The organism is Luteimonas sp. KH_071 (assembly GCF_057838005.1).
On record NZ_CM174458.1, the window covers coordinates 1,912,234 to 1,926,024 of the forward strand.

Annotated in this window: 13 protein-coding genes; 3 read left to right on the top strand and 10 right to left on the bottom strand. The window is 66.2% G+C overall.

Annotated features, from left to right (window positions below; all coding sequences use genetic code 11):
- Positions 1 to 3: 3 nt before the first annotated feature.
- From AC3IRM_RS08980 to AC3IRM_RS09000, 5 genes are read right to left on the bottom strand one after another with little or no spacing between them, the layout of a single operon-like run.
- Positions 4 to 906 (bottom strand): hydroxymethylglutaryl-CoA lyase, encoded by a 903-nt coding sequence (locus AC3IRM_RS08980; protein ID WP_489202844.1) that lies wholly within the window; start codon positions 904 to 906, stop codon positions 4 to 6.
- Complete coding sequence (locus tag AC3IRM_RS08985) at positions 903 to 2,969, bottom strand: acetyl/propionyl/methylcrotonyl-CoA carboxylase subunit alpha (protein WP_489202845.1); 2,067 nt, start codon at positions 2,967 to 2,969, stop codon at positions 903 to 905. Before AC3IRM_RS08985 ends, AC3IRM_RS08980 begins: the two co-directional genes overlap by 4 nt.
- On the bottom strand, positions 2,966 to 3,754 hold the full coding sequence (locus AC3IRM_RS08990; protein ID WP_489202846.1) for an enoyl-CoA hydratase-related protein: 789 nt from the start codon (positions 3,752 to 3,754) through the stop codon (positions 2,966 to 2,968). The genes AC3IRM_RS08985 and AC3IRM_RS08990 overlap by 4 nt, the downstream gene beginning before the upstream one ends.
- A 23-nt stretch (positions 3,755 to 3,777) precedes the next feature.
- On the bottom strand, positions 3,778 to 5,385 hold the full coding sequence (locus AC3IRM_RS08995) for a carboxyl transferase domain-containing protein (RefSeq protein WP_489202847.1): 1,608 nt from the start codon (positions 5,383 to 5,385) through the stop codon (positions 3,778 to 3,780).
- An 11-nt stretch (positions 5,386 to 5,396) separates the two neighbouring features.
- Positions 5,397 to 6,560 (bottom strand): isovaleryl-CoA dehydrogenase, encoded by a 1,164-nt coding sequence (locus AC3IRM_RS09000; protein WP_489202848.1) that lies wholly within the window; start codon positions 6,558 to 6,560, stop codon positions 5,397 to 5,399.
- 131 nt (positions 6,561 to 6,691) lie between these two features.
- Here AC3IRM_RS09000 and AC3IRM_RS09005 point away from each other — a divergent pair, with 131 nt between their 5' ends.
- Positions 6,692 to 7,306, top strand: coding sequence for a TetR/AcrR family transcriptional regulator (locus AC3IRM_RS09005; protein WP_489202849.1), 615 nt, complete (start codon positions 6,692 to 6,694; stop codon positions 7,304 to 7,306).
- Positions 7,307 to 7,550: 244 nt separating this feature from the next.
- On the opposite strand, the gene AC3IRM_RS09010 is transcribed toward AC3IRM_RS09005, so the two are convergent.
- The 5 genes from AC3IRM_RS09010 to AC3IRM_RS09030 all read right to left on the bottom strand — a co-directional run bounded on the left by AC3IRM_RS09010 (position 7,551) and on the right by AC3IRM_RS09030 (position 12,301).
- The gene (locus tag AC3IRM_RS09010; protein ID WP_489202850.1) at positions 7,551 to 8,402 is read right to left on the bottom strand and encodes a hypothetical protein; all 852 of its coding nucleotides are present in this window, start codon (positions 8,400 to 8,402) and stop codon (positions 7,551 to 7,553) included.
- A 79-nt stretch (positions 8,403 to 8,481) separates the two neighbouring features.
- Positions 8,482 to 9,789: a type II toxin-antitoxin system HipA family toxin gene (locus tag AC3IRM_RS09015; RefSeq protein WP_489202851.1), complete on the bottom strand. Its 1,308-nt coding sequence runs from the start codon at positions 9,787 to 9,789 to the stop codon at positions 8,482 to 8,484.
- A complete protein-coding gene (locus AC3IRM_RS09020) occupies positions 9,786 to 10,169 on the bottom strand; it encodes a helix-turn-helix domain-containing protein (RefSeq protein WP_489202852.1) in 384 nt (127 codons plus the stop codon). The genes AC3IRM_RS09015 and AC3IRM_RS09020 overlap by 4 nt, the downstream gene beginning before the upstream one ends.
- Positions 10,170 to 10,473: 304 nt before the next feature.
- Positions 10,474 to 11,718 (bottom strand): DUF418 domain-containing protein, encoded by a 1,245-nt coding sequence (locus AC3IRM_RS09025; protein ID WP_489202853.1) that lies wholly within the window; start codon positions 11,716 to 11,718, stop codon positions 10,474 to 10,476.
- A gap of 25 nt (positions 11,719 to 11,743) precedes the next feature.
- The gene (locus tag AC3IRM_RS09030) at positions 11,744 to 12,301 is read right to left on the bottom strand and encodes a TetR/AcrR family transcriptional regulator (RefSeq protein WP_489202854.1); all 558 of its coding nucleotides are present in this window, start codon (positions 12,299 to 12,301) and stop codon (positions 11,744 to 11,746) included.
- A gap of 414 nt (positions 12,302 to 12,715) precedes the next feature.
- On the opposite strand from AC3IRM_RS09030, the gene AC3IRM_RS09035 reads away from it, so the two are divergent.
- Both AC3IRM_RS09035 and AC3IRM_RS09040 read left to right on the top strand, forming a co-directional pair.
- Positions 12,716 to 13,459, top strand: a complete 744-nt coding sequence (locus AC3IRM_RS09035) for a GntR family transcriptional regulator (protein WP_489202855.1) — start codon at positions 12,716 to 12,718, stop codon at positions 13,457 to 13,459.
- A gap of 154 nt (positions 13,460 to 13,613) precedes the next feature.
- Positions 13,614 to 13,760: a benenodin family lasso peptide gene (locus tag AC3IRM_RS09040; protein ID WP_465074482.1), complete on the top strand. Its 147-nt coding sequence runs from the start codon at positions 13,614 to 13,616 to the stop codon at positions 13,758 to 13,760.
- The last annotated feature ends 31 nt before the right edge of the window (positions 13,761 to 13,791 follow it).

The window sequence follows — 13,791 nt, forward strand, 5'->3', positions numbered from 1 at the left end:
GGATCAGGCCGCCGCGTTCGCCAGGGCCACCGTCGCGAGCTTGCTGGCCGGCTTGCGGCCCAGTTCGCCGCTGATCCACACCGCGGTGTCGGTCACGGCCGGCAGATCGATGCCGGTCCGCAGCCCCAGGCCGTCGAGCATGTACAGCAGATCCTCGGTGGCGAGGTTGCCGCTGGCGCCCTTCGCGTACGGGCAACCGCCGAGACCGCCGACCGCGCTGTCGACCACGCGCACGCCGGCTTCCAGACAGGCCAGCACATTCGCCAGCGCCTGACCGTAGGTGTCGTGGAAGTGCACGGCGAGCTGCGCCATCGGCACGGCCTGCGCGCAGGCCAGCAGCATCTCGCGTGCCTTCGCCGGCGTGCCGACGCCGATGGTGTCGCCGAGCGAGATCTCCTCGCAGCCCATCGCGTGCAAGGCGCCGGCGACGCGCACGACATCGGCGAGCGGCACATGGCCCTGGTAGGGACAGCCGAGCACGGTCGACACGTAGCCGCGCACCGAGACACCCGCAGCGCGTGCCTGTTCGACGACCGGCGTCAGCCGCTCGAGCGAACCGTCGACATCGATGTTGGTGTTCTTGAGATTGAACGCGTCCGAGGCCGCGGTGAATACCGCGATGTGGCGCCCGCCGGCGGCCAGCGCCCGCTCCAGGCCCTTCGCGTTCGGCACCAGCACCGGATAGGCGATGCCGTCACAGCGCTGGATGCCGGCGAGCACCTCTTCGGCATCGGCCAGCTGCGGCACCCACTTCGGGCTGACGAAGCTGGTGGCCTCGACGACCTGGAAACCGCAGGCCGACAGCCGGTCGATCAACGCGATCTTGGTCGCGGCCGGCACAAGCGTTTTCTCGTTCTGCAGCCCGTCGCGCGGGCCCACTTCGACGACGCGGACGAAGTCACTCATGCCGCCGACTCCGCATCGCCTTCGACGAAATCGACCAGCACGGCGCCGTCGGCGACCAGATCGCCCTGTTTCGCGAGGAACGCCTTGACCACGCCGTCGTGCGGCGCCTGCAGCGTGTGTTCCATCTTCATCGCCTCCATCACCAGCAGCGGCGTGCCCTTGGTAATCGGCGTGCCGACCGGCGCCAGCAGTTCGACGATGCGGCCCGGCATCGGCGCGATCACGGCGCCGGCGTGCGCTTCGGCGCCCGCGTGTCGATGCAGCGGATCGACGTGTTCGAACATGAAACGGTCCTCGCCGCGATACAGCACCACCTGACTGCCCTGCACCAGCACGTCGACGTTGCGACGCACACCGTCGAGGGCGGCGGTCAGCGTCGGTGCGGACCATGCGACGGTCGCGCTCTGCATCGGTGACCCATCGAAGCCGACACTCAGGCCGTCGCGGTCCTGGCGCACGGCGAGCCGGCGGGTCTGTCTGTTCGCCGACAACTCGATGAAGCGTGCGGCGTGGGCGTCGAGGCGCCAGCCGTCGGCGATGGCCCAAGGGGAAGCCGCCCTCACCCCTGCCCCTCTCCCTGAGGGAGCGGGGTTGGAAGTCGCGTTGTCTTTCGCCGCTTGCGAGTGCGCCCACAGACCGAGCGCGGCCAGCATCCACGCCGCGTCGTCGGCTTCGGGCAACGGCGCCAGCAGCGTGTCGATCTCGCGTGCGACGAGGCCGGTATCCAGACGCGCGGCGGAGAAATCCGCCTGGCGCGCGAGGCGGCCGAGGAATACCGCATTGGTGGTCACGCCGACGACGCGCACCGCATCGATGGTCTGGCGCAGACGCTGCAGGGCGCGCGGACGGTCCTCGTCCCAGACGATCAGCTTGGCGATCATCGGGTCGTACCACGGGCTGATCGCGTCGCCCTGCTCCACGCCGGTGTCGATGCGCACATGCGCGCTCGTTTCGGGAAACTGCATGACCTGCAGCGTGCCGGTCGACGGCAGAAAACCCTTCAACGCGTCCTCTGCATACAGACGCGCTTCGATCGCGTGTCCGCGATGGTGGATCTGATCCTGACGCAGCGGCAGCGCCTGACCGGCGGCCGCGCGCAACTGCCATTCGACGAGATCGATGCCGGTGACCAGCTCGGTGACCGGATGTTCCACCTGCAGCCGGGTGTTCATTTCCATGAAATGGAAGTCACCGCCCTCGCCGACGATGAACTCGATCGTGCCGGCGCCGATGTAATCGACCGCGCGCGCGGCGGCGACCGCTGCCTGTGCCATCGCCTCGCGCTGCGCGTCGCTCAGTTCGGGCGCGGGCGCTTCTTCAAGCACCTTTTGATGCCGGCGCTGCACCGAGCAATCACGCTCGAACAGATGCACCACGTTGCCGTGGCTGTCGCCGAAGACCTGCATCTCCACGTGGCGCGGCCGCACGATGTAGCGCTCGATCAGCACGCGCGCATCACCGAACGAACTCTCGGCCTCGCGCTGGCAGGACAGCAGTGCCGCGGCGAAGTCCTCGCTTTTCTCGACCAGACGCATGCCCTTGCCGCCACCGCCGGCGCTGGCCTTGATCAGCACCGGGTAGCGGATCTCGTCGGCCTGCTGCTGCAGGAACGCGGGGTCCTGGTTGTCGCCGTGATAGCCCGGCGTCACCGGCACACCGGCGGCCTGCATCAACGCCTTGGCTTCGCGCTTGTCGCCCATCGCCTGGATCGACGACGGCTTCGGGCCGATGAAGACCACGCCCGCATCGGCGCAGGCCTGCGCGAAGGCGGCGTTCTCGGACAGGAAGCCGTAGCCGGGATGGATCGCCTGCGCACCGGTGCGGCGTGCAGCGTCGAGCAGCTTGTCGGCGCGCAGATAACTCTCGCGCGCCGCCGAGGGACCGATGTGCACGGCCTCTTCGGCCAGACGCACATGGCGCGCATTGCGGTCGGCGTCGGAATACACCGCCACGGTGCGGATGCCGAGCCGGCGACAGGTCGCGATGATGCGACACGCGATCTCGCCACGATTGGCGATCAGCACGGTGTCGAACAGCGCACCTTCGGAAATTCCAGTGGTCATCGGGCGTCCTTTGCGCGGCGCGCGGACAGAAACGCATCCAGTCGCGTGCGGGCTTCGTCGGTGGCGCGGATGTCGGCGATGCGCGCGGCGGTGTCGGCGATCAGCGCATCGCCGATGGTCTGGCCATCGAGATCGCGGATCAGCCGCTTGGACTGCGCCTGTGCATTCGGGCCGCCCTGCGCCAGCGCCTGCACCAGCGCGTCGATCGCGGCATCGAGCGCGTCGTCGGCGACGACTTCATGCACCAGCCCGATCTCATAGGCCTTCGCCGGCTGGATCAGTTCGGCAGTGAGGAAATAACGCGCAGCCTGGCGCGGGCCGATCGCGCGCAGCACGTACGGGCCGATGGTCGCGGGAATCAGTCCGAACTTGACCTCGGACGTCGCGAACACCGCCTTGTCGCTGGCAACCGCGATGTCGCAGGCAGCGACCAGACCCAGCCCGCCACCGATCGCCGCGCCATGGACGCGCGCGATCGTCGGCTTCGGCAATTCCGCCAGGCGGCGCAGCATGCGCGCCAGTGCTTCGGCTTCATCGCGATTGCGGGCCACGTCGTAATCGGCCGCGCGACGCATCCAGTCGAGATCGGCGCCGGCGGAAAAACTGCGGCCGCGGCCGGCCAGCACGACGACGCGCACGCTGTCATCGGTGCCCAGCGTCTGCAGGCCGCGATCGAGCGCATCGATCAGGTGTTCGTCGAACGCGTTGTGCCGCTCGGGGCGATCCATCCACAAGGTCGCCACGGCGCCGTTGCGTTCGATCCCGATGTTCGGTGTGTCGGTCATTGCGGTGTCCTCGTCGCGCCCGGTCACATCCGGAAGATGCCGAACTTGGTTTCTTCGTTCGGTGCGTTCAATGCCGCCGACAGGGCCAGCCCCAATGCGCGTCGGGTCTTGGCCGGATCGATGATGCCGTCGTCCCACAGCCGCGCACTGGCGTAGTACGGATGCCCCTGCTGCTCGAACTGTTCGCGGATCGGCGCCTTGAACGCGTCCTCGTCTTCCGCAGACCACGTGCCGCCCTTGGCTTCGATACCGTCGCGACGCACGGTGGCCAGCACGCCGGCCGCCTGCTCGCCGCCCATCACGCCGATGCGGGCGTTGGGCCACATCCACAAAAAGCGCGGCGAATACGCGCGGCCGTTCATGCCGTAATTGCCGGCGCCGAAACTGCCGCCGATGACGACGGTGAACTTCGGCACCTTCGCGCAGGCGACCGCCGTGACCAGCTTCGCGCCATCCCGCGCGATGCCGCCGTTCTCGTACTTCTTGCCGACCATGAAGCCGGTGATGTTCTGCAGGAACAGCAGCGGAATGCCGCGCCTGGCGCACAACTCGACGAAGTGCGCGCCCTTGAGCGCGCTCTCGGAAAACAGGATGCCGTTGTTGGCGACGATGCCGATCGGATAGCCGTGCAGATGCGCGAAGCCGGTGACCAGCGTGGTGCCGTAGCGCGCCTTGAACTCGTCGAAGCGCGAGCCGTCGACGAGTCGCGCGATGACTTCGCGCACGTCGTAGGGCTTGCGCGTATCGGCCGGGATCACGCCGTAGAGTTCTTCGGCCGGATACAGCGGTTCTTCCGACGGCTGCGTCAGCAGCTCGCCCTGCTTGCGCCAGTTGAGGGACGCCACGATGTCGCGCACGCGCGCCAGCGCATCCAGATCGTCTTCGGCGAAATGATCGGCCACGCCGGAGATGCGCGTGTGCACATCGGCGCCGCCCAGCGATTCGGCGTCCACTTCTTCGCCGGTCGCGGCCTTCACCAGCGGCGGACCGCCAAGGAAGATCGTGCCCTGTTCCTTGACGATCACCGTCTCGTCGCTCATCGCCGGCACGTAGGCGCCGCCTGCGGTGCACGAGCCCATCACGCAGGCGATCTGCGGAATGCCCTGCGCTGAGAGATTCGCCTGGTTGTAGAAGATGCGGCCGAAATGGTCGCGGTCCGGGAACACCTCGTCCTGCATCGGCAGGAACGCGCCGCCGGAGTCGACCAGATAGATGCACGGCAGACGGTTCTGCTGCGCGATCTCCTGCGCACGCAGATGCTTCTTCACCGTGATCGGGTAATAGGTGCCGCCCTTCACCGTCGCATCGTTGGCGACGATCATGCATTCGACGCCGCTGACCAGACCGATGCCCGCGACGACGCCCGCGCTTGGCACTTCGCCGCCGTACATGCCGTGCGCCGCCATCGGCGCGACCTCGAGGAACGGCGTGCCGGGATCGATCAGTGCATCGATGCGATCGCGCACCAGTAGCTTGCCGCGCTTGCGGTGCTTCTCGCGCGCCGCTTCGCTGCCACCCTGGGCGATGCGCGCGTGCGTGGCGCGCAGATCGTCGAGCGCCGTCTGCATCGCGGCGGCGTTGGTCTGGAAACTCTCACCGGCCGGATCGATCCGGCTCTGCAGGATGGCCATCGGTGCGCGCCTCAGCTGGTCTGGCGGAACAGTTCGCGGCCGATCAGCATGCGCCGGATCTCCGACGTGCCCGCGCCGATCTCGTAGAGCTTGGCGTCGCGCCACAGCCGGCCCGCCGGGTACTCGTTGATGTAGCCGTTGCCGCCCAGTGCCTGGATCGCCTCACCGGCCAGCCACGTGGCCTTCTCGGCGGCGTAGAGGATCACGCCGGCCGCATCCTGGCGGGTGATCTTGCCGGCGTCGGCCGCCTTCGCCACCGCGTACACATAGGCGCGGCAGGCGTTGTAGGCGACGTACATGTCGGCGATCTTGCCCTGCATCAGCTGGAAGTTGCCGATCGCCTCGCCGAACTGGTGGCGCTCGTGCACGTACGGCAGCACCGTATCGAGGCCCGCGGCCATCAGGCCCAGCGGACCGCCCGCCAGCACCAGGCGTTCGTAGTCGAGGCCGGACATCAGCACCTTGACGCCGCCGCCTACTTCGCCGAGCACGTTCTCGACCGGCACCTCGCAATCCTCGAACACCAGCTCGCAGGTATCCGACGAACGCATGCCCAGCTTGTCGAGCTTCTGCGCGGTCGAGAAGCCCTTGAAGCCCTTCTCGATGATGAAGGTGGTGATGCCCTTCGGGCCGGCGTCGGGATCGGTCTTGGCGTAGACCACCAGCACGTCGGCGGTCGGGCCGTTGGTGATCCACATCTTGTTGCCGTTGAGCACGTAGCGGTCGCCGCGCAGTTCGGCGCGCAGCTTCATGCCCACCACGTCCGAGCCCGCGCCCGGCTCGCTCATCGCCAGCGCGCCCACGTGTTCGCCGCTGCAGAGCTTCGGCAGGTAGTGCTGCTTCTGCGCCTCGCTGGCGTTCTTGCGCAGCTGGTTGAGGCACAGGTTGGAGTGCGCGCCGTAGGACAGGCCGATGCCGCCCGAGGCGCGCGAGATCTCTTCCATTGCGACCACGTGGGCCAGATAGCCGAGGCCCGTGCCGCCGTATTGCTCCTCGACGGTGATGCCCAGCAGGCCCTGCGCGCCGAGCTTGGTCCACAGCGCGTGCGGGAACACGTTGTCCTCGTCGGCACGCGTGGCGAGGGGCGCGATCTCCTGCGCGGCGAAGTCCTGCACGGACTCGCGGATCATCTCGATCTCTTCGCCGAGTTGGAAATCGATGGACGGAATACGCATGCTGGACTCCAGGTTCCCGGGGACGACGACCCGCAAGGCAGCACGCCTGCGCGGTGGTCCTGATGGCACAGGCTAGCGGGTTCCGGGCAAGAATTGAACTAACATTCAAGAATTGAACCGAGGATCACGTTTTGAGCTACCGGCGTTCGGACCTGATGGAAGAGCGGATGACCCGCAACCGTGAGCGGATCGTCCACGCCGCGCGCACGCTGGTGTCCGTGGGCGGCTTCCGCGAGGCCCAGGTGGCGGCCGTCGCCGCCGAGGCCGGCGTCTCGACCGGGCTGATCTACCGCTACTTCCCGTCCAAGACGGAACTGTTCGTCGAAGTGCTGACCGTCGCCATCGACGCCGAGATCGTGATCCTGCGCAGCGCGGCCGCCGGCCACACCGACGCCCGCGACCAGCTGGGCGCCGCCATCGAAGCCTTCGTGCGCCGCGCCCTCGCCGGCCCGGCGCTGGCCTACGCCTTCATCGCCGAGCCCGTGGACCCCGAAGTGGACGCCGAACGTATCCGCGGCCGCCGCCGCTTCGGCGAAGTCTTCCGCGACATCCTGCTGGCCGGCATCGAACGCAAGGAATTCCCCGCCCAGGACGCCGACGTCACCGCCGCCTGCATCGTTGGCGCGTTCACCGAAGCGCTGGTCGGGCCGGTGGCGCCGATTCTCAGAGAGAAGACGGCGGGACCGGCGCAGCTGGTGGAGTCGATCCGCGAGGTGTGTTTGCGCGCGGCGGGGACGGTCGGATAGCTGCGACCTTGACCGTGGCCTAGTTAACTCAAAAAAGTGAACCTGGGGCCGTTACTCGCGCCGGCGCACTTCAAGCAATCATGGCGATTGCGATCGCTAGGCTCTGATTGCCTCGCTGCGCCGAAGTGCGAGGTCGACGCCAGCAAGCGCTGTTTGACGTGTGAAATCTCAGGTTTTGGTTGGAAGTGAGCATTGATGGCGAGAGCGCCTCGTTGCGAGAGCGCAGCTGCCTGAAACGAGCACCTTACAAATTTCCGCAGTTCTCATAGAACTCGTCTTCCGTCATCTGGCGAGATCCAAACGCTCCGCGATACAGCGCATTCGCTTTTGCATCCGCTTCGGCAAACTCTGTCAGCGTCAAACCAGCGCCGTACTCGGCAGCGTCTTGAGCGAAGCCTGACCGAAAGTTCGGATCGTGAGCACCGAGCTCCATGAGTCGCGACCAGAGATAGCGGCTCTCCTTGGACAGCGTGACTGCGGTCTGCACTCCGTGATGCGCCCGCTGCGCGTTGTAAGCCGCCAGCACCATCGGCCAAGAGCCGTTCGCGATCTCGCGGTCGATGAAGCTACGCGCGTAGCGGGCGTAGTTGCGGTTGAGAAAGGGATAGACCGATCCTGGTATGTCGAGCGGGCTCCATGAGCTCGAGACAAAGCAAACCGCTGCCGTCCTGCTCCCGTCGAGCGCCGCCGCGAGGGTGGCGTTGTAGAACTGCCAATTCGCATCCGGTACCGAGACCTCGCGCATCCAGTGTTCGCAGCCGGCATCTCCTGCGGCGATGACCGCCTGGCTGCGCTCGAACATCCGTCGTTCCATCGGCGGCATCGCCGTCACAGCGCCCGGGTTGTTGAAAATGCTCCCGGGATCGTCCCGGTTTCGCTCGTAGTGCACCTTGAGCCGCCAATAAGCAGAGCAGCGCTGCAAGAACTCAAACTTCGCCCGCGTGGACCTCACGTCAGTGGGGAGTCCTCGCAGGTCAATCGCGCCGGTGAGATCTTCCTGCTGAGGCGGTACCGGTGGCCCGTCTGCGGCGACGCTTGCCCCGCCCAGCAGCACGCAGCAAAGAAGGGCGAGCCTCAGTTTCTTGGACAGCTTCATGCGTTGCTCTCTAGGCACGGACACAGGTGCATCTTGTGTCCGCTACAGCGGCAGGGAACCGATACTTCGGTGTGGGCCGTCATCGGCCCACGATGCCGAGCCGTAGGCTGCGCTGGATCGCCGCCGCCATGCGCTCGTCGACCCCCGCCTGCTCGGCGAACCGCATCCACCGGTCGACCTGCGCGTGCACCTCGTCGATCACCGCCCGCGCCCGCGGAGGTTTGAAGCCGCAGAACACGCCGAACCGCACCAGATCATCGAGCTCGAAATGATCGCGCTTGCCGTTGAGGCTCATCTGGTGCTGGTGGGTCCAGCTGCCGTCCGGGTTGTAGGCGTAGCTCACGTCGAAGGCCGGCGCCAGCCGCCACTCGCCCGCGCGGTTCATCAGGAAGGCGATGTTCTTGACGTGGTCGTCCTGGTTGCGGATCAACACGTTCAACACCGCACGGCGGAACTGCTGTTCGACATCCATCGACGGCAGTCCCAGCCTGCGAATGGTCTCCACGGCCTGCTCGTACGAGTAGGCGCCGGCCGCATTGAAATCGAAATGCCGCATCGCCGCCAGCGACTGCATATGCAACTTGCGGCCGCTGGCACTGCGGTCGAAGCGACGGGTCATGAAGTGCGCCCGCCCGCCCTCGCGGTGGACGCGGCATTCGCTCATGTCGATCCCGGCGGCCACGGCCAGCAGGTGGAAGCCGTATTCCACCAGGCCGAAGCCCTGGGGATCGGCCAGTTCCTTGTCGCGATTGCCGGAAATGCCGTCGAACTTCAGCAGCCAGTACGAGAACCCCTCCCCCGCCTTGACCTGTCCGGAGCGGAACTCCCCGCTCTGCGGGTTCCAGGCCAGGATCGCCTTGGCGCGCGCACCGCCTGCCGAGGTCCCCACGCGCAGGATGTCCTCCAGCGCTTCCTGGTCGTCCTCGCCGCCCAGCACGCCGGCCAGTTGCCCGCGGTGATTGAGCACGTCGTTGGCCAGGCGGGTGAGCGCATCGATGTCGACCGGGCGCGATCGCCCCGCCACGCCGGCCAGCATCGGATGGAACTCGAGCGCGCCCATGCCGCGGGTGCCGATGTAGCACAGCCGCTCGACCGGATTGAACTTGCCTGCCGCCCGGCCCTGCGCCACCAGCCAGGCATCGATCAGCGCATTGCCGAACTTGTCCGGCAACGCGTCGGCCAGCATGCCGGGCAGTCCCTTGAAGGCCTCCCGGGGCAGGCCCGGAAACTCGTAGGGTTCTTCACGCAGCGGCATCTCCACCGGCGCGAGCTGGATGCCGCTGTCGACGAACTCCGGCATGTACTGGAACGCCGCCACCCCGCGATCGGCCAGCCAGCTCACCGCGCCAATATCGCGCCCCCAGAGCCGTACGGTCGCATCGGTCACGCGCCCGTCTCCTCGGCGTCGCCATCGCCCTCGTCACCCCAGGCCCAGTCCGTCGCCTTGGGCGGCGTCTGCGTGTCGCGCGCACGGCGACGCTCGCGGCCGCCGTGTCGGACCCGCTCGACCGGCCGCACGGCCGGATCCGGCAGGCTGTCCAGCAGGCGCCCGTCCAGGCCGAGCACCGCGAGCACCCGCAGCAAGGTGTTCACCGAGGTGTTCTCACCCGACTCCAGTCGCTTGATACTGCTGACCGACGCCCCCGCCTCCCGGGCCAGATGTGCCTGAGTGAGGTTGCGGCCCAGCCGCAAGCCGGCCAGCCGTGCGCCGAGAGTGCGCTGGATCACCTCCGGTGATGGCATCACGTTTTTGGGATAGCGGCTCACATCAGGACCCTTGAGCGCGGAATTGCGTCCTCGGGATCATATAAGATCTTTTACTGAATATCATAAATAGTTCACATATGAACCCTTATAGGCTTTTCAGTAGTTAAGAGCTTAGATAAGAGCTAAATACTTCTGGGACCAAGGTCGCGCAACGCTCCGCTAACGCCACCATGTCCGACCCGCCGCGGACGCGTGGAGCGCGCCACGAGCGTCTTGCCGTTGACATTCGGCATCTACTTCAGCCGGCATCGCAGCCAACGTGACCATTCACGCAGCGAATCGTCACCGCGACGCGGGACCCACGCTACCGGCTCCGGACCTGTTCAGCCTCCGCCTCGGCCGATGCGAGCGCCGGCGGGCGATGGCGAATGCCGCCGTAGCTCAATCGCCGCCACAGCCACTCCACCGGGCCGATGCTGAAGCGCGCCAACCACCAGCGGCTGCTGATCACCTGCATAGCGAACAGCAGCACGCCCAGCGCCAGCGCCAGGTCGAGCGGCATCCGCCCGTACTGGCCCAGACCGAAGCCGTAGAAGATCCACGTGCAGACCAGCGACTGCAGCAGGTATTGGGTTAGTGCCATGCGACCGAGCGGCGCGAACACACCCAGCCACACGCGCCAGCGCGATCGCTGCAGCAGCAACAGGATGCCGGCCGCGTAGCCCAGTGTCAGCGCGAACTTGGCGAAGAAGAACGTCGCCTTGATCAAGATCCGCAGCGGCTGCAGTGCAAGCTGATTCACCCAGGCATGCAGCGCCTCCTGCGGCACCGCGTTGGCCACCAGCCCGAAGCTGAAGCAGATCACGAAGACCTGCCGCAGCCGGCGCCGATGCGCGTCCGGCGCGGAAAGCCATCCGGCCTTCCAGGCCGCAACGCCGACGATGAAGAACGGCGCCAGGATGACCAAGCGATTGGCGATACGCATCGGGCCGATGACATACAGCGTTTCCCACAATCGGTATTGCAGGGCCTCGAGCCACCCACCTTGCCCGTAGTGCTCGAGAGCAAGGGTATGGATTTGCGCAGGCGGCAGATCCGTTGCAAGCGCCAGCATCGGCCCGGCAATCACCGCCGAGACGATCAGCACCACCGGGATCGCCCACAGCACCCTGCCGGCCGGCAGCCGCAGGAAGGGCAGAACCATCAAGCTGATCAGTGCGTAGTCGAGCAGGATGTCGACGTTCCACAACAAGAACGTGTGCAGGCTGCCCAACAGGCCGAGCACCGCGCTGCGACGCAGTGCAAACGGCCAGAGCGACTGCCCCTTGTCGAACGCACGATCGGCCTGGATGGCGAGGCCGGCACCGAACAGGATCGACAGCAGCGCCGCCGCCTTATTCTCCAACAGCACCCTAACGAGGTCGCCGGCCCAGCCACCGAAGTCTCCCAGCGGATAGGCGACCCCGGCTTGCCGCGCCAAATCGGCACCGCAGAAGTAACCGATATTGACCAGCAGCACGCCGAACAAGGCCAGACCGCGCAGCACATCCAACTGCAACAACCGTTCGCCGCGAGCGACCGGATCTTGCGACGCAACTTTCGCAGACATAAAAACTCTTCAGTAAGACACTGACTCAGTTCGCCGGCGCGATGCCGAGCACGCGCGCCGCCATGTTTTTTGCCCGCGTGGCAGGGGTCGGATTTCCCTCGCGAACCGCGGTGACCACGGCCCCGTCGAACAGCAGCATGAGATCGCTGGCCGCGCTTTCGTCCAGCCCGGCCGCTCGCAACAAACGGGCGAAGTAGGCCTCAAAGCGGTGCTTGTGCGCAGCCGCAGCCCGATGCAGTGGGTGGCTGGGCGGCGGCGTCTCGGCGATGGTGTTGAGGAAGGCGCAACCGCGGTAGTCGGGGCTGGCCAGGCGCATCGCCAAGGCGTCGAACACTGCCAGCGGCCGCAGATTTGCATCGGGCGCCAAGCGCTCGACCTCCTGCTCGAACCAGGCGCAGAGTCGTTCGTCGCGCCGCTCCAGCACTGCCAACGCCAAACCTTCCTTTGACTGAAAGTGCCGATAGAAGCTCATGCGGGCGACGTCCGCGGTGCTGATGATGGCGTCCACGCCGACCGCCTGAATCCCCTGCCGATAGAAGAGATTTGTGGCGACATCCAGGATGCGCTCGCGAACCTTGCTCATGATCACTCCGGCGGTGGATGTGCCGCGGATGATATAGACCGATCGGTATCATTTCAAGTCGAGCGCAGGCCCACGACATAGCAAAGAGCAGGCGTGGCATCGCGTTTGGCTTGGCTGGCCCGGCGCCTGAAATCAGGCGGGTGACGCGCTGGTGGCAAAGGTCCAGGCCTTGGCGTGGATCGCGCTGATCCTAGCCATCACGGTGTACGCGGGGCCGGGCCAAACGTTTTATCGGTGTGCTGCTGCCCTTAGTGGCGGGAAGGGATGCCCAGGGTTGCGAAGCGATCAGTAGGAATCTCCTGAAATTCCATCTTTCGGGCGAGCTCTCGCAGTACTTTCTGAACTTCGTCTTCTGGCCGAAAGCGGACATCAAGCAGCGTGATCGAGAGTTTCCGATCGCGAATAAATCCCGACTTGCTGCCGAATGATTGCAAAACGGGAGCGAAGCCGAGGCTCCGACGGCGCGCGTTGCGGCATGGTCACGCATCTGTAATATCGACCGCAGGACCTGGGGTATCGCTGACATGGAGAGCCGCGATGATCGCGAGCCAGTCGAAAGGAGCGCGCCTGTACGGACAGATCCGTCGTGCGTTGCAATGCGGGCGCTTCGCGCCCGGTGAGCGGCTCGAGCCGGCCACGCTGGCCAACGAGTTCGGCGCCAGTCTCACGCCAGTCCGCTTCGCGCTGCATCAGCTCAGTGGCGAACGACTGATCGTTGACAGGGGACGCGACGGGTTCCACATGCCCTTGCCTACCGAGGCCGCGTTGCGCGCGCTCTACGAGTGGATGGAAACCCAGCTGATGGCGGCGCTCGATTACGGCGCGGTGCCCAATGGCACGCGGCAGCGGGACCTGGATACGCAGGACAGCATGGCAAAAGCCACCTGGCAGCTGTTCGACACCATTGCGCGGCGGACGCCGCAGCCGGAGTTGTACATCGCGACGCGGAACGCCAACGATCGACTCGCCCCGATCCGCACCGCGAAACGCACGCTCGTCGCTGACGCACGCGCGGAGCTGGCAGACCTCATCGATGCGTGGGAGCGTGCGGAGATTCCGCATCTGAAATGCGCACTGCGCGCCTACCACGCGCGTCGCCGCAAGCTCGTGCCGGCGACTGTGCACTTGTTGACCGAAGCACGCGACACGCTGCACTGACGCGTTCGCACCATGCACGAACGTGTATACGACGCGCCTCACACTTCCAGGTAATACAGAAAGTACACAACAAGAATCAATTGAAAATTACGTTTCCGCGTCTCGACACTCGGCTCGTCATGGAATCGCCATGACACAACCCGAGGAGACTGAGATGGATACGAACGACACCACCACCCGCACCGCGGCCCCGGTTGCGGTCATCGAGCTCGGCGTGGCCAGCATCGAGACCCAGGGCATCGTGGGCATGCAGAACGAAGAGTTGGGCTTCACGCCCGCACTGGGCATCTCCGCCGACTGACCGGCAGGGCGCGCCGAAAGGCGCGCCCTTT